The sequence below is a fragment of the Pannonibacter sp. CBAS1226 genome, assembly GCF_055685825.1.
The window spans coordinates 243,685-266,652 of the sequence record NZ_JBVOUO010000001.1 but is presented as its reverse complement, the minus strand read 5'-3'; the positions used below and the strand labels follow the sequence as shown (position 1 = coordinate 266,652).

The following is a 22,968-nucleotide window of genomic DNA, read 5'->3' as shown; positions in this document are numbered from 1 at the left end:
GCAGGCCGCCAGCCCCGGCGCAAGGCTTGCGTGCGGCCGCCAAGTCCTCCATCACTCTCCAGGGACGAAGCAGGCACCAACTCCTTGCCCGGACCTTGACCCGAAAGCCCACCAGCCGCCGCGCTGCAGACTGTCCGGCCTTGCCATGCTGCCCCTTCTGCCCCGATTGCGAAACCGCCAGAAAAGCCGCCAGAGAAACCGTCAGAACCGGATTTTCCACACGCCGGATATCCGGCAGGGCGAGACTTCCGAATGCGGGATCGCGGCGCTGGCGATCCTGCTCGCCCATCACGGCAGCCCGGTAACGCTGGAGGATCTGCGCCAGCAGGCAGGCACAACACGGCTCGGTCTCACTGCCCGCCAGCTGATCACGCTCGCCAGACAGAACGGCTTTCATGCGGCGGCCTACCGCCGGACGCTGGAAGATCTGCGCCACCAGCCGCTGCCCGTGATCGCCCACAGCCGCTTCATCCATTTCGTCGTGATCGAGGCGGTGACGGACAGTCATGTGCGCATCAACGACCCCGGCTGCGGCCCTTTGCTGCTGCCGCTCCACGAATTTGCCGAAGATTACACCGGCATCATCCTGACGGTGCAGCCGCTGCGCTCTGCTGGGGCAGGAAGACGGGAACAGCATCCGCTCGCCGCCCTGCTCCGTCCCATGCGGAAGGGTCTTGCTCTGGCTGCGCTTGCTACCCTGACGCTGCAGGGAGCGGTGGCGCTGACGGCATTTCTGCTCGCAAGTCACGGCCCAGCCCTGACGCAGACCGCAACGCCGCTGCTGCTGTTATCCGCTGCCGGGCTAGGCGTCTGCGCGGCGGCTCTTGCCCGCCACCGGGCAGGGCAAGCGGCTGGCCGCGCTCTGGCGCAGGGGGTGGAGCATCAGGCAGGCGCCTTCATGGCCACGCAGGACCTGGACTGGTTTGCCCGCCGCACACCCGGCCAGACGGCCAACCTGATGGCATTTCCGGCCACAGCCGAGGCGGCAGGCTGCCGGGCCTCGCGCATGGCCGATGCCCCCGGCCTTCTGCTTCTGGCCCTCGCCGCAGTCACCGGTTTCGGCCCTTCCGGACTTGCCGTTGGCCTCTGCGGCCTTGGCGCAGCGCTGCTGACCCTCGCCATGACAAACCGCCGGGGCACACTGCTGTCGCGGATGGAAGGCTCGCTGGAAGAGCTGGCACAAACGCCGCCTGCCGTTCCAGTGCCAGCGATGCTTGCCGGAATCGAAACATGGCTTTGCGGCGGACGCAGTGATGAGCTGGCGCTGCGCCTTGCCGGCTCCCATGCGGTCAGCCTCGATCAGGCGCAGCAGTCGGGCGGCAGAACGGCAGGGCTCAACGCCTTGCAGACGCTTCTGTTTCTGGTTTCGCTTGGCGCCACCGCCCTGCACGGTCTTGCAGGCGCCCCGGCCGGCAGCGTCCTCGGTTTGTCTCTTCTGGCAGCAGCCCTGCACCGGCAGGCAGGAAAGCTGAGCGGGCTTGCTCCGGCGCTGACGCAGCTGCGCGCCCTGGCTGCCACCTTGCGCGACCTGACGGACGGCACACGCCCGCAAACAGCCGAAGTCCTGCCGCGTCCGGCCTCCGCCGAACTGACACTGCGCCTGGACGGAGAGACCATCGTCCTCAGGCCCGGCGAAACGCTGGCCGTGACGGGACCTGCCGGCAGCGGCAAGTCCCGTCTGCTGCGCGCCATCGCCGGACTTGAGCTGATGCCGGGCGCAGACATATCGCTGAACGGCGCCCCCATCAGCGCTGCAGCGGCACAATGGCCCGGCCTCGTTCTGCATGAAGACCGGCCCCTGCCGCCTTTCGCAGGCACCGTGGCGGACAATCTGCGGCTCGGCCAAAGCGGCCTGGCTGATGCTGACCTGATGGCCGCGCTCGAAACAGTGGAGCTTTGGCCGGTGCTGGCCCCGCGCGGCGGCCTTTCGCTGATGCTCACGCCTGCACGCCCCGGCCTCAGTGGCGGGCAGCTGCGCCGCCTGATGATCGCCCGCTGCCTCCTGCGCCGCCCGCAGGTTCTGGTGCTGGACGAAACCCTTGATGCGCTGGAAACAGATCTGGAAGAGCGCCTGCGCCAGCGGCTGACCGCCTCCGGCATGGCCCTTGTCCTCAGCGGCGCAAGGGCACTGACGGCGGGCACGGTCACTCACACCCTCACGCTGGGAGACCGCGATGCCTGACACCGCACAGCGCCTTGCCCGCCTTGCCGCACAGGCAGACCATACCGGCGAAGAGGACCTGCGCCGCGCCGCACTGGATGACGGACTGCTTCTGCGCCGCATCCGGCTGATACCCTCACCAGACGGCAGACAGACATGGCCCCTGCTGGATGCCGGGTTGATCATCGTCTTTTCACAGGACAGTGGCCAAGCAAAGGTGATCGACACCCGCAACGGCACGCCGGTTCTGCTGCAGGCTGATGGCCGCAGGAGCCGCGCCCCTGCCCCCGGCGATGTGATGCTGCAAGCCCTCGCGCTTGTTGCGCCGCAGGGACGCGCCGTTCCACTGTGGCAGGAGGCATGCGCCGCCCTGCTGGCGGGACTGGCTTTCAATGCCCCCGCCGCTTCCCTGATCCTTGCCCCCTCCCCGCTCTCCGCAGGCGCCGGGCTTGCCCTGATGGCGTCGGGCGGTGCACTTGCAGCGGCTCTTCGGCAGACTGCGGATCTGCGCCGCCTTGGGCTCGCGGATCTGGCCAGCGCCTCCGCCATCTGGCAGCGGCTGGCACGGGCCACGCCAGCCCAGCTGAACCAGCCCTCGGCGGCATCTGTTGCGGATCAACTTGCAAACAAGGTCATAGAGGCGCGCAAGGCCAGCCTGCGCAAGGGCGGGCGGCTTTCCGGGCTGGGCCTTGCGCTTCCCGCGCTCGGCCTGCTGTGCGCCACCGGCCTTGCCCCCCTTGCCGCAGCGGCTGCCGTGATACTGCCCGGACTTGCCCTCCGGCACTGGCTGATGCGGCGGGAGCTGGACCTTGAAGCCGCCGTGAAACATCCCTCGGCAGAGCTGCAGCAAACCTCAAGCCTTGCCGCAGCCGCCCTGCCGCAGTTGCGGCTGATGGGGGAAGCGGAGTGGCTGTTGCAGAAGACGGGAAAGCTCGAAACAGAGGTTCGGCTTCTGCAGCGGCGGCACCTGCGGCTCGGCGCGTGCCGCTCTGCCCTCGACGTCCTGCTGACGGGAACTGCGGGACTTGCGGCCTGGCTTGCCGCAGGCCCGGAAGCCTCCCTGGCCCTCGCCGGAGGGGTAATCGCCGCAGCCACACTGGCCGCCGCCGCCCTGCAGGCAAGCCGCCCGCTTCTGCCGCGCAATCCGCAAGGGCTGAACTGGCTGGAGGACAGCACGGCCGGCGCTGTCCTGCCGGCCCTCCTTGCGCCCATTGAAGAAATCCGCTGCGAAGACCTGAGTTTCCGCTATCACGGGGCGCCGGAAAAGGTGCTGGCAAATGTCAGCCTCACAGTGCGGCGCGGCGCGATTACCGCCCTCACCGGGCCATCCGGCTGCGGAAAGTCCACGTTGATCCAGCTGCTTCTGGGTTTCCAGAGCCCGGAACGGGGACGCATTCTAGTGGACGGCCAGCCACTCGGCCAGCTCGACCCGGCAAGCTACCGGCGCCGCATCGGCTGCGTCTTTCAGGACGAAAGCATCAGTCTCGACACAATCCGCGCCGCCATCCTGGGCATGGCACCGCTCCGGGACGAGGCCATCGCCCGCGCACTGCACGTCACCGGACTGGAAGAGGAAATCGCCACGCTGCCGATGGGTGTACAGACGCTGGTGGCTGAAGGAATGGTTTCGCAAAACCTTGTGCAGCGGCTGCTGATTGCGCGGGCCGTGGCGCGCGAACCTGATTTCCTGATCCTGGACGAGACGGTCACCGGGCTCGATCCGGACCAGATTTCAAGGCTGCTCGAAGCCCTGCGGAAAGACGGGACCGGGGTTCTGATCGTGACCCACAATCCCGCCATTCTGGCTCAGGCTGATACCACCCTGCGGCTCTCCAAGGGTGGCGGCTGAAGCTGCTTAGCCGAAACTGATCTTGTTATTCTTTCCAAGATCTTTCATCGACGGCCTTGCAGGGTAACCACCGGCCACGAGGTCCAGTTCACTGTCGGCCAGGGCATCGCCGGGAAGGAAGCAGGCGGTCCAGCCGTCAGGACCTTCACAGACACCCAGTGGAACCGGCAGTTCCAGGCCGTAATGGGCCTTCACGGCAGCGTTCAGATCTGCCTGGGCTTCCGCCAGAAAGGCAGCATCCTCATTCAGGCGCTTGCGCACCTTCTCAACCGTATCGACACCGAAAAGGGCATTCAGATCAATATTTTCCATTTCTCTTCTCCTTGTTGTAAAAATCCGGAACAGCCTGAACCTCAGGCTGGCTTCAGGGACTGGGGGACCAGCAGCTGCCTCGTGCGCCAGTGCTCGTCCACCTGCAGCGCAATCGGCCCGAACCGGCGGCGGACCATGGCCGCCATGCGCGGGATGCCTGTGTGAAAAACGGCAATTGAATCCGGTCCATAGGCGTTGACCTGAGCCTCGAAGGCAGCCCTGTAAGCGCCGACCATCAGCCCTGTATGCCAGAGCTTCTGCGTCAGATAGGCCGAGCGGTAACTGACGCCTTTCCGGTTCCGGTAAGCGTCCAGCGTGATCACGGGCAGCCCCTCCGCCACCACCCAGCCGATCAGCTGCCCCTCCCGGCGCACCGCGATGGAGCAGGCCGGGTCAAAGGTTTCAGGATCAGCCTCAGGCGCCATGCCGGGCCTGTATCCCGGCTCCTGCGATAACGTCCTGACAGCGGCAAGGTCCGCCGCATCCAGCGGACGCCAGGGCTCGAAACTTGCGCTGTCCGGATCCCGCAGGCGCCGCATCATGCTGGGCCACTGGTTCACAGCTTCCAGCATCGCCCCCGCCTCGCCCGTCGTGATCAGTTCCAGCAATTCCGGCGCGGGAAATCCGGCTGCGGTCAGGCAGCCTGCCAGCGCCTCCCGGTGGGCGATCCGTGAGGAAAAGCCCACATCAACCCACTGCGCACCGCGTCTGGCCGCCTCGCTGGCGAACAAGGCCACAAGCCTCCGGCCATGCCCCTGGCCGCGCAAGGGCGCGGCGACCACCAGCGACAAGAGAAGCGCCTCGTCTCCTCGCAGCAGCCCGAAGGCAAGCCCGGCAGGAAGACCTTCAACCCGCAGCCCGGCGGCGATCCACGGAGCTGTGACCGCAGCCAGATGCCCGGCCAGCCGCGGAAAGCCGAAACCGGAAAAGCCGCTGGCATCACCTTCAAGCACTGCAACAGAAGCAGCCGGAGCAGCTGCTGCCGGACGCATGCTTGCGTTGCTGAGGGCACGGGCGTTCAAGGCATCTTCTCCCATCACGGCTTTCTGTGCGGGGCAGATTCCCGCTTCACCAGTCCATCTAGAGCCGGACCAGCCCGCAGGGCAACGGCACATTTGGGGTGGATCTCATATGGGTCTCCAATGAGCCTGAGGCACAGAAAGACCCGGCATCAGGAGCCATGCGGCCAGCCCCGCAACCGGCCTGCCCAAGCAAAAATCCCGCCGGCAGCGCCAGTCTGCCGGCGGGATATATCTGGAAAATCCGGGCCTTAGCGGCTCTCCGCTCTGCCCGTCTTCCAGAGCGAGAAGAAGGTTCCAGCGCCCAGGATCGCAAAGGTGATCCCGAGCGACCATTCCGGCGGGAACTTCTGCCAGCCCATGAACTTGGCAATGAAGATCTTCGAGCCGATGAAGACCAGCAGCACCGACAGCGCATATTTGAGATAGGCAAAGCGGTGCAGGATGGCAGCCAGCGCAAAGTAAAGCGCACGCAGGCCGAGGATGGCGAAGATGTTGGAGGTGTAGACCACATAAGGGTCGGTGGTGATGGTGAAGACAGCCGGAACCGAATCCACCGCAAACACCACATCGGCGATCTCGATCACGATCAGCGCCAGCAGCAGCGGCGTGACGAAACGCGTCAGGCGGCCCGTTTCCGGGTCCTTCTGCTTCACGATGAAGCTGTGCCCGTGGATCTCGTCCGTCACCGGCAGCCGCCGCTTCAGGAAGCGGATCAGCGCGTTTTCCTCGATCTTGTGCTCCTCGTCGCCAGCAAACAGCATCTTGATGCCGGTGAAGATCAGGAAGGCGGCGAAGAGATACAGCACCCAGTGATATTGCTCGACGATGGTGGCACCAAGGCCGATCATGATGCCGCGCAGCAGGATCACGCCCAGAATGCCCCAGAACAGCACCCGGTGCTGATAGATGCGCGGGATGGCGAAGAAGCCGAAGATGAGCGCGATGACGAAGATGTTGTCCATCGCCAGCGTCTTTTCGACCACGAAGGCGGTCAGATACTGCGCGGTCGCCTCCCCGCCCATCTGCCAGAAGATGAAGCTGGAGAAGGCGAGGCCGAGAATGATGTACATGGCCGAAAGCTTGAGACTTTCGGCAACCCCGATCTCGTGGTCGTCCTTGTGCAGGACACCGAGGTCGAACACCAGCAGCGCAATGACCAGAGACAGGAAGACCAGCCACATCCACAGCGGCTTGTCGAGAAACAGCAGAAACAGGATATCCAAGATTTGCCTCACTCGCGTGACGGCGCCGTGTCATGACACGTGATTGTCCGCGAGGCGGCAGTCCGGGCATGGCATCAAGCGCACTTGATGCGGTCCGACATCACGAGGCGCCTGCTCTTGGAGTTCAGTGCGCATCGCCAGAGGGGCCCGGCCCGCTGCGCGATAGATAACAGGGAATTGAAGAAATGCAAGCAGGCGTGCCGCAAGCCAGGCGGTGTTCCTTCAACGGTCCGGCTTGCTGATCAGCAGATCCCCGGCAAGAACGGCGTCAAGGCCTGTCGTGCAGAGCACCGCAAGGGCATCCTCCAGCGTATCCACCATCGGCTTGCCCATGATGTTGAAGCTGGTGTTCAGCAGCACGGCCTGCCCCGTGTGCCGCTCCATCCCGTCCAGAAGCTCCGACATCCAGGGGTACATTTGCTGCGTGACTGTCTGGGCGCGGCCCGTGCCATCGGCATGTACCACCGCCGGCACCAGCCCCATCCGCGCCTGCCGCCATGGCAGGGTCATGGACATATAGGGCGAGGATTGGGGGCCTGTGAACCAGCTGGCCGCGTCGTGCTCCCGGACGGCAGGAGCAAAGGGCCGGTAGGCCTCACGGCCCTTGATGGCCGCGTTGACGTGGTCCTTCATCCCCGCTCTGGCCGGGTCCGCGAGGATCGAGCGGTTGCCCAGCGCCCGCGGCCCGAATTCGGCACGCCCCCGGAAGGTGCCGACAGTCCGGCCTTGCGCCAGCGCTCCGGCAACGGCGGCGGCCGAACGCCCGGTCACATCCTCGACTTGGAACCCGTTGAGATGGGACCGCAGATCACATCCACCCGTTTCCGCCTCCCTGCCGAGGAATGGCGCACCGTCCGGGCTTGCGGGAAGGGTGTGCCTCTCCTGATCCTGCATCCAGGACAAAAGTGCAGCGCCGATCGCGTTGCCGTCATCGGCGGGACAGGGTGGCACATGGATCGCCCGCAGGCCAAGCCTCGCGGCGGCAGAGCCGTTGTAGGAAGAGTTGAGCGCGCAGCCGCCGGACAGCAGGAGATCGAAAGGCCCCTGCCCGTCCTGCTGGCGGATGAGATCGAGAATGACCGCATCGGCAAGGGCGCTGTAGGCCGCCTGACCGGAGGCGGCCAGATCAGCGGCCTGCATCAGCGGCTCATGCGGTTCACGGGCATGGGCAGCCGCCATGTGCTGGATGCCTGCAATCACCTCGACCGCCGGAAAGACAAGACGCCCGTCCCGGACGGTCAGCAGACGCTCCAGTGCGCCTTGCAGATCCGGAAGAACCTTGCCAAAGGCCGCAAGGCCCATAACCTTCCATTCCTCGCCCAGCCGCCAGTCAAAGCCGCAGCGAAAGGTCAGCCAGCCGTAGAACGTGCCAAGACTTCCGGGCCCCCACGAGCGCCAGAGCCTTTTGATCCGGCGGTCCTGCATGGCATAGGCCGAAACAGCCCCTGCGTCCCCCTCCCCGTCCAGAACCAGCACCAGAGCATCAGACACCGGGGCAAACCACGCCGCCGTGACCGCGTGGCACAGGTGATGCTCATGCCGCAGAAGGTGCTGGCGCTCCGGCGCCACCCCGAGACGGAGCAGCGAATGCCCCGCCATGGCCTGCTGCGTTGCATGCAATCCGCGCATCCACAACGTATCAAGGGCCGGCAGCATGGCGTCATGCACGTTGACATCCATCTGCGCCTTCATGGCCTTCCATGAGGTGCCCACGCAGAAACGGTCGGTCTCTGGCGACGCACCGCAGGCCTTCAGCGCCCGCTCAAGATGCGGCGCATGATCGGGGGCAATGCCCCAGGCCCGCTTGTCCTGCAGGAAGCGCTCGGTTGCCTCGGCATAGACGACCTGCCCCGCTTCGTTGACGATGGCGAGAGCAGGATCATGACCGGAAGTGGAGAGGCCGAGGTACCAGGTTGTCATCAGGCTGCCATGAGGCCTTTCACGGCCGCTGCAAAACTGCCAAGCGTCTCGTGGTCGAAGATCAGCGCCGGGTCGAGTTCCACCTGAAAGGCATCCTCCACCTCACCGCACAACAGGACCGCATCGATGGACTGCAAGCCTGCATCCACGAGCGAGGTCTCAAGACCGATGGACGCCTCGTCCTGCTTCGTCAACGCCGCAATGCGGCGGACGAGAAAGGCAACGAGTTCATCACCGGGCAAAACTTCAGGCATCAGGCGGTCCTTTCAGGAGCATGCGGCAGACAGGGAAGGCTTTCCAGGGCAATGGTCTGTGACAGCGCAGCATAGGCATGCCGTTGCGGATCCAGTTGCAGATGAGGAAAACGGTCGAACAGCGCCGGGATGGCGAGACGAATGATCTGGCGCGACATGGCCGCGCCGAAGCACCGGTGCAGGCCATGGCCAAAGGCGAGATGACCGGCCGGTGCGGCACGGTTGAGGGTGGCAAGACGGAAGCGCAGAGTGGTGCCTGCAGGCACGCCAAGGGCATTCTCTGCATTCCGGGCGATCCGGTAGATGTATTTGGGGGCGGCGCACAGGCCGATCAGACGGTCATAAAGGCCTGCCCTGTCGCCGGTGTTCAGCAGCGCCTGCCGCTGTTCGGGCGGCAGCATCAGAAGGTGATGCAGGATGTTGCCCAGCGTGTGGCGGATGTTGAAACTCGCCCCATAGAGCACAAGGGTCAGCGCTATCTTGTCCCGCGGGTCAAAGCCGTCCATCTCCTCGCGCAGCAGCGCGGCAAGAAGCCCTTCGCCTTCGCCTTTGGCGGCAGCATCCGCCTCCAGCCGTGCCAGCAGCCCGGTCATGGCCGACTGGATCTGCAACAGATCGCGCATGGGCAGCAGCGGCGCCAGAACCAGCTGGATACGTGGCGCAAGATCATCAAAGCGCGCGCAGTCTTCCTGCGGGATGCCAAGCACAGGCTTGACCGTACCCTTGAACACGGCATCGGTGAAATCGCGCATGAGGTCAGGCGCAGGCACACCGGCCAGATGATCCAGAGCGGAGGCAACCGCGGCCTCCCATACCGGCTGCCAGTCTTCCAGACGGTTGCCGCCGATCTGCGCAAAGACGGCACGCCGGGCCGTGGCATGCCTTTCACCGGAGAGGAAGAACGGCGCATTGCGGGCAAAACGGATGGCATCGGACAGGTCCTCACCGGAGCGCTGCGCCAACCCTTCCAGGTGGCTCACCATATCCGGAGGAGACCAGGCCTCATCATCGTTCAGCAGCTCGCGGGCATCTGCCCGGGAGCGGATTTCGGTCATGCGCGGATTGATCCGGACATTGTCACCGGTGAGGATGCAAGGCAGATTCACGGCGGATTGCAGGACATGCGTGCGCTTGTGGCGGACAAGATCCCGTTGCAGCGTCAGTTCCGGAAAGGCGCGGGCGAGACGCGGCAGGGCTTCGGTGAGAAAGACACGGCCAAGATGTTCGCCCAAGCACTTGTGCGGCCCGAAACCGAAAGACATGTGCGCCTGCGGCCCCTGAGCGGCACGCAGTGACGTGTTGATCTCACGGATATCCAGCAGAACGGTTTCACCGGCAGCAAACGGGCATCCGCCGATCTGCGCATCCGCCTTCACCGCACGGCCAATCAGCAGTGTCGGGTTCGAGACGGAAAGGATGTGCTCGATGAACTCTTCCGGCAGGTCCGGCTCCGCCAGTTGCAGCCAGACCGCCTGAGGCTGCAGCAGCAGATCGTAGAGCATCAGGGTGAAGGTCTGCAGGACGGTGACAAAGGCCTCGGCAACCGTAATGGCCATGCCCGTCTTCGGATCAAAATCCGTCAGCGCCTCTTCCGGAGATGCAAGGAAGGCCATGAAGGAACCCGCAGGCCTGCCGGAATTCACCAGGCATGCTGCAATGCGCGCCATCGCCTCATCGATCCGCCGGAGGCGGGAAGCGGAGAGCAGCGGCTCGATCACATCATTGGCGATGATGATGAGCTCCAGCAGATCCTCCCCGCAGTCTTCCGGAACACCCATCACCGCATGGACGAAGGCCTTCATCGCGGGCTCTGCAAAGTCGCGGACAAGATCGGGATCAGGCGCGGACCGGAGACGGTCCAGCGCATTTTCCACGGCCTGCACCGCAACAGGCCGCCAGCGCTCCACACTGGCCGGGGCAAAGAAAGAAGCAATCTGGCGTCTCAGAGCGAGATGCTCTGGACCATCCATGAAGATGAAGCTGCTGCGGGAGACAGCGCGCAGGTGCGGCAGCTCGATGCCACGTCCGGCAAGCTGGTCCAGATAGGCGGTCAGTTTGCCTGCAGTGACTTCGGGATGGCGCATGACATCGCGCGCCAGTTGCGGATCGCCAACCTTCCGGGCTCCGTGAAGCCAGCTGCGTTTCGAGACAGTCGCCATGGTTCAGCCCTGCTCCCCGCCTGCAAATGCTTCATCGCCCTTGCGGAAAAGCGCTGCCACATGGGCACGGCGCACCTTGCCGCTGGTTGTCTTTGGCAGCTGCCCCCGGCCAACGAAACGGATTTCGCTCAAGGTCAGCCCCCATTCCCCCAGAATGCGGTTGCGCATGCGGGCGCGGGCTTCATCGGGCGAGTGCACCGGGCAGCGGCTGTCGATCAGCTCCACCAGCAGGACTGCCTCTCCGGACTGGTTTTCATCGCGCATGAAGGCCGCCGCTGCCATGGCATTCAGCTCCGGCACGCCCTCGCAGGCCAGTGTCTCGACCTCTGCGGCCGGTATCGTCAGGCCATTGGCAAAGAGCACATCCTTCAACCGCCCGGAGATCCAGAGCCGGCCATCAAGGATATGGCCAATATCACCGGTCCGCAGAAACAGTCCCTCCCGCCCCGGCACCGCATGTCCAAAGCTCTCGGCGCTCAGGTCCGGCCGGGACAGATAGCCGCTGCCCTGCGACGGGCCGCCAAGCCAGATCTCGCCCTGCTGCCCGTCTTCCACGGGCAGGCCGGTCTCCGCATCCATGATCACGATCTGCTGCCGCATCTCGTCGCTCAGCCAGCAGCCATGAGCACCGCCAGGGGGCGTCTGGAGACCGGTATTCCTCGCCCCGGCGGCAAACAGGGTGATTTCCGCCATGCCATAGCAGGCAAAGACCGCTTCCCGCCGCAGGCCAGCGGGCGCAAGATGACCGGCAAAAGCCTCCAGAAGGCCCGGAGGGATAGGCTCGGCACCGCAATAGGCCCGGGACCAGCCAGACAGGTCCAGTCCGGCCAGAGCCTCCTGCGGCACCTTGCGGATGACATCGGCAAAGGCAGAGGCCGGACCGCCGCTGAAGTCAGCTTGCCACTGCGAGATCACCTCAAGCCAGAGGCGGGGGTTGCGGATGAAGTCGAAGGGGCTCATCTGCACCGACATGCCGCCACTGAGCAACGGACAGAGGATGCCGCCGATCAGGCCCATGTCGTGGAAATGCGGCATCCAGTTGACGACGCGGGCTGTCTCATCCAGACCCCAGGCCCGCTGAACGGCAGCGCAGTTCTCCAGAATGTTCTGCCCGGTGATCAGCACGCCCTTCGGCGTCATCGTCGAACCGGACGTATACTGGATGAGCGCCGTATCCTGCGGCATGTCAGGCCGGGTATGTCCGTCCACGCGCAGAGGGATGTCACCGGAGAAAGGCACAACGGGCGGCGCGCCCTCCCCCAGCAGCATGCGCAGACCGTCCTCCAGCCCTTGCTGGCAAAGCACGGCCACAGGCGCAGCTTCAGTGCAGATATGGGCGAGCCGGGTGGAGACGCTGCCCCGGCGCGGCGGGGCAACCGGAATGGCAGTTACTCCGGCCAGAAAACAGCCGAGCAGAAGCGAAATGAAGGGCGCTCCGGCGGGGAACACCAGCACAACGCAATAGCCCCGAGCAGGCTCCAGCTGCTGCGCCGCAGCCTCCGCTGCCGCCAGAAGTTCATTTCCAGAGAGGACTTGCTGCGTCACGCCGCGCGCGCAGAACGCCAGGATCTCCCGTTCCTCCCGCGCCCGGCAGGCCTGCCTTATTGCCCGTTCCAATGGCCTCTGCTTCACCTGACAATGCCTCCCTGGGTGCCGCCTGTCTGCACAGACCGGTGAGACGTCACCATCAGATAATTCAACAAGTCATGATTGAGCCGTGCATTGCGCGGATCGGAGCGGAGCAGCGCCTCAATCTTGTCGAGGTAGGCCTGCGCCCATCGGCGGCACCAGACCTCTCGAGGCTCCCCCTCCTCCGCATCCGGCATCCGGATAACGTCGATTTCGATATCATCGCCACTCCACTGCGCCTGGAACCAGTAGACTGGGATCTTCATCGCCTGGCTGATCTTCGGGACGATGTCGTCGATCATCACCGGCCTGCCGAGCAGGATCCCTGAAGCGCTGCTTGCAGGGCCGAGAGGATGAAAGCCTGTCCACGAAAAGTCCCGCGCAAAGTAGACGCTCACGCCTTCACGCAAGCTGCGCACAACATCCGCAGCCAGCCTGCCGCTATCGAAACCGTGCAGGATCCTTACATCAACTTCACCTGCCCCCTGCGCCTGAGTTTGGGTCTTCGACCTAGGTCCCGTCACATAGGCCAGATTCTTCATCAGCACGGTCAGCGCAACACTGAGCCTTGCACCGGCATGCGTTGATACGATCATGGTTGGCTGGCGGCTTTCCACCCGCTCGCGCAGCATTGCAAAGGCTGGAGAACGCCCGAAGGCTGGCGGCACCGTCTCAAGCAGGACGCGCGCCGACATCAACTGATCCACATGGCCAGCCCGGCAGGCCCGGCGGCGCCATGTCACGCCGTCCATGCCAGGAGGGCATAGGGCCTCTTGAGCAAAGTACTGAGCATGCTGAAGGACCGGCCCCGACGGCCCGTCCCAGTCTGCCTCGTAAAGAAGACCGCGCAAATCCTGATCCGGGATGGGGCGTGACCAGCGGGCACGGGTTTCCGGAATGGAAACAGGCCTTACTTCTCCCAGAAACAGCTTGCGGAACCGCTCCAGCTTCCAGTCAGAGGAGGCCGGTTGGCCCGGCAGATGACGAAGCGCCAGCACCCGCGCCCGCTCTGCCTGTCCCGTATCGCACAGGGCGCTCATCAGCCAAGTGTCCAGCGGTGCATGGCCCGCCTCAACCTTCGCCTCCAGAAAGTCGAGGCAACCGGCAATGTCGCCGCGTGCCAGAAGCAGAGCCTTGCGCAGTTCAATCGCCGTCCGGTCTGCCGGTGCCTGTTCGAGGACATTGTCCAGCAGGCAGTCTGCCTCGTCAAACTGTTCCAGCTCATAGAGACAGCGGGCCTTCATCTGAAGGAGACTCATGTCACCGGGCGCGGCCGGACAAACCGTCTCCAGAAGGTCCAGCGCCTGCGGCCAGTTCCCCAGAGCATAGGCAAACCGAAGCCGCAGGATCCGGCTGGTCAGTTCGGGCAAATGCCCCTCCGCCTGCGCCATGAGGCCATCTGCACAATCCAGAAGAATAGCCGCCCCGCGAGTTCCCATCCCCTCCTGCAAGGCAAGATTGGCAAGTGTGATGATCTGCGCAAGACCGGCAGGATAGCGCCGGAATTCTTTGGACAGGATCGCCGCGGCCTCCTCTATCTGCCCTTCAAGGCGGAGCAGCGCTGCCTCCGCCAGCCGCACCGCCGGAGCCTGCCGGACGGAAGCTGCAAGCTTCTCCAGAATCTGACGGGCGGCAATGGCATCGTTCCCGCGGATGGCATCATGGAGGACATTGGCCGCATGAACGGGATTGGAGGGTTCCGCTGCAAACAGGTCCTGCGCAATCTCCGCAGACTTCTCCAGCTGCCCCTCGGCCTGCAACAGATAAAACGTCTGAAGGCCTGCAGCCGGACTGCCCTGCCCCAGCTCATCAATGTCCTGCCGGACCTTTGCGAAACGCCGGAAGGCCAGGTCCACCCAGCGCCTCTGGTCCTCGTGGCCCGCCCCGAACTGCCGCAGCCTCTCATCGGCATCGCGCATCCTGCCCATGCTCATCAGCAGGTTGACGAGCAGCCGCCGCAGCACGGCATGATCCGGCCAGCCGGCCAGCCCCTCTTCCAGACGGGCAAGTGCCGCCGCCCCCTCGAAAGCCTGTATTTCCAGCTGGATCAGGGACAGAACAAGCGAGATGTTGCCAGGATCATCCTCGACGGCAGCTTTCAGCGTCCCGATGGCGGAGGCAAGATGTCCGGCAGCAGCCTGCGCACTAGCCAGTTCGGTCAGAATGACCGGCAGCAACCCAGGAGCGGCCCCAGCGCTACCGCGCATGTCGGCCAGCCAGCCAGCGCTCTCTTCGAACCTTTGCAACTGCCGCAGCACGCTGCCCCGGCGCAGCTTCAGATGCAGATCATCCAGAGGCAGGGCAAGGGCGGCATCCACCGCAGCCAGAGCCCCTTCCGGATCACCGCTGCGCGCCAGCGCATCCACCAGCACAAGCCAGGCCCCGAGATGATCCGGCTGCTGATCGAGAATGGCACGGGACAGGCTGACCGTGCGCTCGAAGCGTCCGGCGGCCAGCGTCGAAGCGGAAAGCTGGTACATGAGATCGACGGAACCGGGAGCCTCGGCAAGGAGTGCCTCGAACCAGTCCGCGCTCTCCGCAAAACGGTGAAGGGCGCGCAAAACCTCTCCCTTGCGGCAACCCAGCCAGAAGTCTGCAGGCGCAAGGAGCAGTTCCTCCTCAACGAAGGCAAGCGCCTGCGTAAAGGCCTGATCGAGCATCAGCGCTTCGATTGCCAACCGCCCTGCTTGCGCGCCTCCATCTACCGGTTCCGCCCGAGACATTGCCACCCTCACCCGTTTCTCACACTCTGGCATGATGGCCGCATACCAAGGCTCTGAGATGCCGATGCATCACGCCTTGAAATTGCTCATGCGCCGCACGGGATGATACCCATGCTCACCCGATAGCATGACGACAAGCTTTACGCTCGCCTCATTGCTGAAATTCTCCCCTAGGGAAACAATGATTTACAGATAACCGGCGAAACGGGAAAGACTGGCGCCGCTTACCCTGCGACACTGCGGATGCTGGTTTCCGGCAGGTCCGGATCTTCATCGCTCAGAAGCAGGCGCGGCCCGCTTTCTTCCATGAAGAGCGCAGCGTCATCAAGGGTCAGCACTTCCGTCTCGACGGAGAGGCCGCGCAAGGTGCCTTTCCAGAGCGGGAGCAGCGCAGGGGCATTGAGGCCTTCCGCCACCGAGCCACTGAAGGCAAGGCGCACGGCGGCTTCCTTGGCAATGGTCTCGATGCGGCTGGCGGTGTTGACGGTGGTGCCCATGACGGTGAAGGAACGGCGCGTCTCACCGCCGATATCCCCCACCAGTGCGGGGCCTGCGTTGATCGCGATGCGCAGGTCCAGCCCGGCCTGCCCGGTGCGGCGGCGCAGCTCCGGCAGCATGGCAACCACCGCAAGGGCGCAATCCACCGCGTGCTGCTCGGGCGCCTCAACGTCATTCGGCGCGTTCCAGATCGCCATCACCGCGTCACCGATATATTTGTCGATGTAACCTTCAAAGCGGGTGATTTCGCCGCCGATGGCTTCGAAACAGGTGTTCACCACCTTCACCACCTCACGATCGGGCAGCTGTTCCGACATGCGGGTGAAGCCGACGATATCGATGAAGGCGACCACCACGCGGCGGGTTTCACCGCCCAGATCCGACAGGCGCTCCTGCTCGGCCATGGTCTTGATCACCTGCGGCGACAAGTAATGGCCGAAGAGTCGCACCAGTTCACGCTCGCGGCGCTTGAGCACGGCAACTTGCGCCACACCGGCCACCATCAGCGCGATGAAGCCTGCAAAGGGCGCAGCGCCGGCGGGCAGGACACTGCCGCCCATCAATGCCGCAAAGGCGATGGCAACGCCGCCGCCGATGAGCCCGGCCGCCACGAAAGGCAGGCTCGGCAGCGGCAGGTTCAGCCCGGCGAGCGCACCGGCAAGCGCAAAGGCGATGATCAGCCCCGCAACGGCTGCCAAAGGCGCATCCGTGGCAAAGCGGCCGGTCAGCGGCGCGCCGACCAGGTCGGCCAGAATGAAGACGCCGGACGTCGCGCTTCGCACCGGCGGGCGGCCCATCGCCCCCTCGATCGCGCCCGGAACGCCTTCCCGCGGCAGATAGCGGTCGAGGTACAGATGCTCGTCCTCATTCGGCAAGGTGCTGCCGAAGAGAATGGCACGGCCATCGGCAAATTCATGCAGCTTCGCCCGGCCCTCTTCGCTGTCCATCATGTCCAGCACATCGACCAGCGACAGGTAGGGCACGGTCGAGGCCAGCCGGGCGCCGGGAAGCGGCATGTATGGCTCGGCGATATTCGCGCCCATCAGCGAGAGCATGGCATCGACAAAGGCAGGCGAGTTCTCCAGCGGCACCGCCGGTCTGTGGCGGCGCACCACTCCGTCGTTGCTGGTGAAGATCTCGGTGGAGCGCACCCCTTCATTGCCGGCCGTTGCCGAAATGGACCGGTGCGGCACCCCGGTTGAAGTCCGGGCGACGACGACACGGCCCCGGTTCTGATACAGGAATTGCAGGAACTGGCGGTCATAGCCGCGCAGCCGCGCCTCGCCTGTCTGCGGGTCGGCAAAGGAATCGGCGCTGAAGGCAAAAACGAAATCGAGGCCGATGGCCTTTGCCCCCGCCTCGAACAATCCGGACCCCGCTTCGGCAAAGGCCTGGGACATGAACACGCGCGGGATTGCCTCAAGCCGTTTGGACGTCAGCGCCGCCTGATCAAGGCCGACGACAGCCACCGGAAACCGGTCCTGCGGCAGGGGTTCGGCAGCCGCGCGCAGTTGCAGCAGCCGGTCCGTCATCCAGCCTTCCCAGATTGCATGGATCGAGGCAAAGCCGGACACAATACCAAGCGCGGCCGCGATGAGCACCATCGCGGCCTTCAGCCTGATACGTTCTGTTGCGGCGGTCTGTGCCCGCCCGGACCCGGTCATTTAACGAGGATCACCCGGCTCAGTTCATTTCACCACGACAACAGCAGTATCGCGGCCAACGCCCGAGGGGTCGAGCGTAAACTGACGCACTTCAGCGTCCCCTGCGCCTTCCTTCGGCTTGAACATCAGCTCAACCGGCACGGAATTGCGCACGGTGCCGCCTGCCATGGCCGCAGCCGCATCTTCCGGCGTCGTCAACGGCATTTCCGACAGGGCGGTGTCGTCGAGCTTGTATTCCTTCGGCTCACCGCCATCGACGGAGATCATGACGCTGTCATAGCGCTCCTTGAGATCATCGCCGAAGCGCAGCATCAGGGACGCAGCCACCTTGTTTTCCGGACGCACGCTGCGCAGGGTCGTGGCAAGCCCCTTGCTGGCGTCGGTATCGGCGTTGGTTGTCTGCTGCTGCAGGCAGTTGCCTGGACGCAGTTCCGTTTCCTGGCCTTCGGCCACTTCGAGCCCCGAGCTGACGGCCGTCACCGTTCCGCCCGTCACCCGCACCTCGCGGCAGGAGGTGTAGTCGAGCAGATCGACATAGCCTTCGCTGCCCAGCGCCACGGCATCACCGGGGAAAAGTTCGGTAAAGGCAGACGCCTGAACGCCTTCCGAGCGGTCCAGCACCATGGCGACCGGATCCGCGGCGAAGGCAGAAACGCTGCCGAGAAGGGACAGCCCCAGACCCAGCGCCAGCCCTCGCGCCGCGCTGTGCGGCGCAAGCGAGCGGCTGTTTGAGGGGGCCTTTGTCTTGAGTGCCATTCCAGTGCTCCTTTCACATGCCGTCCCAGCCGGGAAACAGGCATGACGAATCTCCATTTGCAGATACATGATTTAGAGAAGAATGCGTCCGGAACTGTGGCAGAAGTCACAGCTTATGTGGTTTCTTTTGGGTGTTTTCGGACACCGTTTGCCACAGCTGTTGCCACGGCTGGCAAGGAACACTTCAGCCTGCGGCAAGGATTGCCGCAGGCTGGAAGCTGTCAGGGTATTTGCCACACGCCGTGGTGGACTGTTCCGCCGGCAGGCCTGTTTTCAGTTCGGGCAGGTGATGCCGATACATGCATCACCCCGCCGGTCCCGGTGCGGACGGTCGCGGTCCTGCCAATCGCGGTCGCGATGCGGCGGCCGGTCATCATACCGGCCCGGCCGGTAATGCGGTGGACGGTAATGCGGTGGACGGTAGCGGGGGGGCGGTGCCGGACGATAGTAGGGCGGCGGCACGACGACCACCGGTGGCGGCACGGGCTGATAGTATCCACCGCCTGCGGGCGCCAGATAACGGGCACTCACGAAGCCCCGGTAGCCGGCATAGAACACCTGACACCAGCTGCTGCAGGCTCCTGCCTCGACCACAGCGCCGCGGGGAATGACCAGCAGCGGGGCATAGCCCGTGCCGGGCCCGGAGCGCATGTTCAGGTCAGCCGTTGCCTGCGCTGTCCAGGCATTGGCAGCGCCAGCGCCAAGCAGCCCAAGGGCAAGGGCGATCGAAAAAGCAATCTTACGCATCCGCGAAACCTCTCGAACCGTCAATGGCCCACGCATTTGATCTTACACCATGCCATTTCAGCAAAGCACGGAAAAACCGGCAGCAAGATGGCGTCCTCCGTCAGCCATGAACATGATTGATGCAGACACAAGTGGAATGAATTGGAACCCGGAATGGTTCCGTCCTATGGAAGGAGCCCAACAAGACAAGGTCAGGCCCCATGGCGATGGACACGCCCCCCGTTCCGCAGCAGACCGGCGACACCCCCAAGGGTTTTGCCTATGCCCTCACCGCTTACGGCCTGTGGGGCCTGCTGCCGATCTATCTGAAGGCACTGGGGCATATCTCGCCTTTCGAGGTGCTGGCCCACCGGGTGGTCTGGTCCGTCCCCTGCGCCGCCCTGATCCTGCTGGCAACGCGGCGCATCGGAGATCTGAAAGCCGCCGTGCGCTCACCCCGCACCATGGGCATGGCCGCACTCACCGCCAGCCTCATCACCGTCAACTGGTGCACCTATGTCTATGCGGTCGGCTCAGGACAGGCCATTGAGGGTGCCCTCGGCTATTTCATCAACCCGCTTTTCAGCATTTTGCTGGGCGCCATCGTCCTCAAGGAAAAGCTGTCGCGCACGCAGATCGCCGCCATTGCACTTGTCGCCGTGGCCGTCGGCATCCTGACATGGGATGCGGGGCGGCTGCCGTGGATTTCGCTGACACTGACCGTCAGCTGGGGCTTTTACGCCTTCCTGCGCAAGACGCTGCCGGTGGGGCCCAATCAGGGCTTTTTCCTGGAGGTGGCGCTGCTGAGCATTCCCGCCGTGCCCTTCGTCCTCTGGCTGGAAAGCTCCGGCACCGGCCACTTCACCCATGGCACCCGGCTGGACACCTGGCTTCTCGCGTCGGCCGGGATCGCCACCGCCATTCCGCTGATGATCTACGCCAATGCAGCCAAGCTGCTGCGGCTTTCGACCATTGCCGTGATGCAATACATCACGCCGACGATCATCTTCCTCATCGCCGTCTTCGTGTTCCGCGAGCCGATGAACCCGGTGAAGCTCTCCGCCTTCGTGCTGATCTGGTCGGCGCTGGCGCTCTACAGCTATTCGATGCTGCGGGCCTACCGGGCGCGCTGACACGTCCATAATGACAAGGGCAGTACCATGCATATGAACGGCATTCCCTTCGGCACCACGGACTGGGATGCCGTGGAGCGGACGGAACACAAGGGCGAGACCGGCGCCGCCTTCTGGCGCACCCGTCACTTCGGTGGCATCCGGGTGCGCATGGTGGAATACACACCCGGCTATCTTGCCGACCACTGGTGCACCAAGGGCCATATCCTCCTGTGCCTTGAGGGCGAACTGCTGACCGAGTTGGAGGATGGCCGCACCTTCCTGCTGACGCCCGGCATGAGCTATCAGGTGGCCGATGGCGCCGAGCCGCACCGCTCCTCCACGACCTCCGGAGCAAAGCTCTTCATCGTCGACTGATCAAGCCACCTGCACCAGATGCCCGTTCGAGACCTCACGGTACTCCCGCACCGGCGGCTGGTAGCCCATGGGCCGCACAGGACTCCGCAGCTCATCGGCGGCAATGCCGCGGCGAATGCCCCGGCGCGCCGGATCAGGCACCGGCACGGCAGCCATCAGCTTCTTCGTATAGGAGTGCTGCGGATTTTCGAAGACGGCAGCGCGCGGGCCGATCTCGACGATCTCACCGAGATACATCACCGCCACGCGGTGGCTGACACGCTCCACGACGGCCATGTCATGGCTGATGAAGAGGAAGGCCAGATCCAGGCTTTCCTGCAGGTCCATCAGCAGGTTGCAGACCTGCGCCTTGATCGACACATCGAGGGCCGACACGCTTTCGTCCGCGACGATCACTTTGGGGTCCAGCGAAAGCGCCCTTGCGATGGCGATGCGCTGGCGCTGGCCCCCCGAAAATTCATGCGGATAGCGGTTCTTCATGGATGCCGGAAGCCCTACCCGCTCCAGCAGATAATCCGTCTTTTCAGCAGCGTCCCGGGCGCCACCGAGCTTGTGCTTCAGGAAGGGTTCAGCGATCGCCTGGCCAACGGTCATACGCGGATTGAGGCTGGAGAAGGGATCCTGAAAGATCATCTGCACGCTCTTGCGCATCCGCCGGAGTTCCACGGCGTCCAGTTTCCGGACGTCGAAGCCATCGAGCTGGATATCCCCGGACGAAGGTTCGATCAGCCGCATGACCGACCGGCCCGTGGTGGACTTGCCGCAGCCCGATTCACCCACGAGGGCAAGCGTCTCCCCCTGCCGCAGATCAAAGGAAATATTCTCCACCGCATGCACGGCGCCGGTCTGCCGGTTGAAGAGACCGGAGCGCACCGGGAAGCGGGTGACGAGGTTTCTCACCTGCAACACGGGCTGGCTGTGCCCGGGAAGCGCTGCGGGAGCAGGCGGTGCGGTGATGACGCCGGTGGCCGTGTCCACGACCGGAAACCGCAAGGGCGCCGCCTCGCCTTCCATGGAACCGAGCCTCGGCACGGCGGACAGAAGCGCACGGGTGTAGGGATGCTGGCCGCGGTGGAAGATATCCGCCGTCGGGCCAGTCTCCACCGCATCGCCCCGGAACATCACCACAGTGCGGTCGGCAATCTCGGCGACCACGCCCATGTCATGGGTGATGAAGAGAACGGCCATGCCTTCCTCGTCCTGCAGTTCCTTGATCAGATCGAGGATCTGCCCCTGGATCGTCACGTCGAGCGCAGTCGTCGGCTCATCGGCGATCAGCAGCTTCGGACGGGAGGCAAGCGCCATGGCGATCATCACACGCTGGCGCATGCCGCCGGAAAACTGGTGCGGATATTCATCGAACCGGCTGGCGGCATTGGGGATACGCACGCGCTCCAGCATGCGGATCGTCTCGGCACGGGCTGCGGACTTGGTCATGCCCTTGTGCCGCGTCAGCACCTCGGAGATCTGGCGGCCAATGGTGAAGATCGGATTGAGCGAGGTCATCGGCTCCTGAAAGATCATCGAGACCTCGTTGCCGCGCAGACCCCGCATCGCCTTTTCAGACAGGTCAAGAAGGTTGCGGCCATTCAGCACCACCTCCCCTTCGATCCGGCTGGACTTCGGCGCCAGCAGCCGCATGACCGACAGGGAGGTGACGCTCTTGCCCGATCCACTCTCCCCGACGATGGCCAGCGTCTCGCCGGCTGAAACATCGAAGGACACATTGCGCACCACCGGCCTCCAGCCGTCATCCGTCCGGAAGGCGGTGGTCAGGTTGCGGACGGAGAGAACGGGCTGGCTGGTCAGGTCAGGATTGGTCATGACGGTGTCCACGGCGTCGCGAAGGAGGAAGAAGCACGTCCGGCCGCCTGCCGTTCGGCTTCGAGGCTTGCGATTTTCCGGTCGATTTCGGTCCGGTCGGTGAGGCCATGCGGGTTTTCCCGCGTCGGCATGGTCTCGGCCACATGCAGGTAACGCTCCTGCGCCACCCGGTAGAGCCGCCAGAGTTCCGGCAGCGGCTCAGCGTGGTCATCGGCACGGATGCTGAGCCAGGCGTGATCCTGATCCCGGTAGATGACGAGAGCGGCAGACTGCCGGCCGCGCTTGTCGCCGCCCGCCGCTTCTCCTGCATCCATCGCACCCAGCAGCCGTTCGGCAAAGGGAGCAGCTGACAGGTCCCTGTAGGCGGCAAGGGTCCGCTCCAGCACCTGCGGACCGGCGAGCATGTTGCCAGCCACGGATACGTTGTCCTCGATGAGATGCCCGGCCCATTCGACGCATTTCTTGCCGGTGAAGACCGCATTGCGGCCCTGAGCGTCGATCAGATGCATCTGGCGCTGTCCGGCGCCGTCATCGCGTCCCGTCAGAAACTCGATGATCTCCTGCGGGCTCTTGCCTTCACCGAGCATGGCAAGCCCATCCACCCCGTAAAGCGGGCTGACAAAGGCCTGCGTGGCAACGGCCCCCACGCCGCCGCGCATGTAGGGGACGGCGGAACCAACCGCAAAGAAGCGGCTGGCAACGGCAATGCCGAGGTGGCCGGTTTCAGGATCACGGGCAACGATGGACCAGGTCATGGC

17 protein-coding genes are annotated in these 22,968 nt (G+C 64.5%); 4 read left to right on the top strand and 13 right to left on the bottom strand.

What is annotated here, in order from left to right; translation table 11 throughout:
* Positions 1 to 145: 145 nt before the first annotated feature.
* Positions 146 to 2,182 (top strand): cysteine peptidase family C39 domain-containing protein, encoded by a 2,037-nt coding sequence (locus tag AC0CMF_RS01255; protein WP_374630137.1) that lies wholly within the window; start codon positions 146 to 148, stop codon positions 2,180 to 2,182.
* The gene (locus AC0CMF_RS01250; protein ID WP_374630136.1) at positions 2,175 to 4,010 is read left to right on the top strand and encodes an ATP-binding cassette domain-containing protein; all 1,836 of its coding nucleotides are present in this window, start codon (positions 2,175 to 2,177) and stop codon (positions 4,008 to 4,010) included. Before AC0CMF_RS01255 ends, AC0CMF_RS01250 begins: the two co-directional genes overlap by 8 nt.
* A 6-nt stretch (positions 4,011 to 4,016) precedes the next feature.
* On the opposite strand, the gene AC0CMF_RS01245 is transcribed toward AC0CMF_RS01250, so the two are convergent.
* The 11 genes from AC0CMF_RS01245 to AC0CMF_RS01195 all read right to left on the bottom strand — a co-directional run bounded on the left by AC0CMF_RS01245 (position 4,017) and on the right by AC0CMF_RS01195 (position 18,917).
* Positions 4,017 to 4,322 carry a hypothetical protein gene (locus AC0CMF_RS01245; RefSeq protein WP_050472807.1) on the bottom strand — a complete coding sequence of 102 codons (306 nt, stop codon included), beginning with the start codon at positions 4,320 to 4,322 and terminating at the stop codon, positions 4,017 to 4,019.
* A gap of 41 nt (positions 4,323 to 4,363) precedes the next feature.
* Positions 4,364 to 5,344 carry a GNAT family N-acetyltransferase gene (locus AC0CMF_RS01240; protein WP_374630135.1) on the bottom strand — a complete coding sequence of 327 codons (981 nt, stop codon included), beginning with the start codon at positions 5,342 to 5,344 and terminating at the stop codon, positions 4,364 to 4,366.
* Between the two features lie 248 nt (positions 5,345 to 5,592).
* Complete coding sequence (locus AC0CMF_RS01235; protein WP_374630134.1) at positions 5,593 to 6,567, bottom strand: TerC family protein; 975 nt, start codon at positions 6,565 to 6,567, stop codon at positions 5,593 to 5,595.
* Between the two features lie 222 nt (positions 6,568 to 6,789).
* Positions 6,790 to 8,487: a carbamoyltransferase family protein gene (locus tag AC0CMF_RS01230; protein WP_122520297.1), complete on the bottom strand. Its 1,698-nt coding sequence runs from the start codon at positions 8,485 to 8,487 to the stop codon at positions 6,790 to 6,792.
* Positions 8,487 to 8,741: an acyl carrier protein gene (locus AC0CMF_RS01225; protein WP_050472803.1), complete on the bottom strand. Its 255-nt coding sequence runs from the start codon at positions 8,739 to 8,741 to the stop codon at positions 8,487 to 8,489. The genes AC0CMF_RS01230 and AC0CMF_RS01225 overlap by 1 nt, the downstream gene beginning before the upstream one ends.
* Entirely contained in the window at positions 8,741 to 10,900 is a 2,160-nt protein-coding gene (locus tag AC0CMF_RS01220) for a cytochrome P450 family protein (RefSeq protein WP_050472802.1), read from the bottom strand. The genes AC0CMF_RS01225 and AC0CMF_RS01220 overlap by 1 nt, the downstream gene beginning before the upstream one ends.
* Positions 10,901 to 10,903: 3 nt before the next feature.
* Complete coding sequence (locus AC0CMF_RS01215) at positions 10,904 to 12,517, bottom strand: AMP-binding protein (RefSeq protein ID WP_163001281.1); 1,614 nt, start codon at positions 12,515 to 12,517, stop codon at positions 10,904 to 10,906.
* 11 nt (positions 12,518 to 12,528) lie between these two features.
* Positions 12,529 to 15,207 (bottom strand): tetratricopeptide repeat protein, encoded by a 2,679-nt coding sequence (locus AC0CMF_RS01210; RefSeq protein WP_374630133.1) that lies wholly within the window; start codon positions 15,205 to 15,207, stop codon positions 12,529 to 12,531.
* Between the two features lie 269 nt (positions 15,208 to 15,476).
* Entirely contained in the window at positions 15,477 to 17,414 is a 1,938-nt protein-coding gene (locus tag AC0CMF_RS01205) for an adenylate/guanylate cyclase domain-containing protein (protein ID WP_374630132.1), read from the bottom strand.
* Positions 17,415 to 17,438: 24 nt separating this feature from the next.
* Positions 17,439 to 18,170 carry a hypothetical protein gene (locus AC0CMF_RS01200; protein ID WP_208977165.1) on the bottom strand — a complete coding sequence of 244 codons (732 nt, stop codon included), beginning with the start codon at positions 18,168 to 18,170 and terminating at the stop codon, positions 17,439 to 17,441.
* 273 nt (positions 18,171 to 18,443) lie between these two features.
* On the bottom strand, positions 18,444 to 18,917 hold the full coding sequence (locus tag AC0CMF_RS01195; protein ID WP_058899575.1) for an SH3 domain-containing protein: 474 nt from the start codon (positions 18,915 to 18,917) through the stop codon (positions 18,444 to 18,446).
* Positions 18,918 to 19,117: 200 nt separating this feature from the next.
* Between AC0CMF_RS01195 and rarD the strand changes: the two genes are divergently transcribed.
* Together rarD and AC0CMF_RS01185 are read left to right on the top strand one after the other, a co-directional pair.
* Positions 19,118 to 20,029: an EamA family transporter RarD gene (gene rarD, locus AC0CMF_RS01190; RefSeq protein ID WP_050472797.1), complete on the top strand. Its 912-nt coding sequence runs from the start codon at positions 19,118 to 19,120 to the stop codon at positions 20,027 to 20,029.
* Between the two features lie 27 nt (positions 20,030 to 20,056).
* Positions 20,057 to 20,386 (top strand): DHCW motif cupin fold protein, encoded by a 330-nt coding sequence (locus AC0CMF_RS01185; protein ID WP_374630131.1) that lies wholly within the window; start codon positions 20,057 to 20,059, stop codon positions 20,384 to 20,386.
* Here the strand turns inward: AC0CMF_RS01185 and AC0CMF_RS01180 are convergent, their stop codons facing one another.
* Positions 20,387 to 22,210 carry an ABC transporter ATP-binding protein gene (locus AC0CMF_RS01180; protein WP_374630130.1) on the bottom strand — a complete coding sequence of 608 codons (1,824 nt, stop codon included), beginning with the start codon at positions 22,208 to 22,210 and terminating at the stop codon, positions 20,387 to 20,389.
* Positions 22,207 to 22,965: a DUF1028 domain-containing protein gene (locus tag AC0CMF_RS01175; RefSeq protein WP_472480809.1), complete on the bottom strand. Its 759-nt coding sequence runs from the start codon at positions 22,963 to 22,965 to the stop codon at positions 22,207 to 22,209. The genes AC0CMF_RS01180 and AC0CMF_RS01175 overlap by 4 nt, the downstream gene beginning before the upstream one ends.
* Positions 22,966 to 22,968 lie beyond the last annotated feature (3 nt).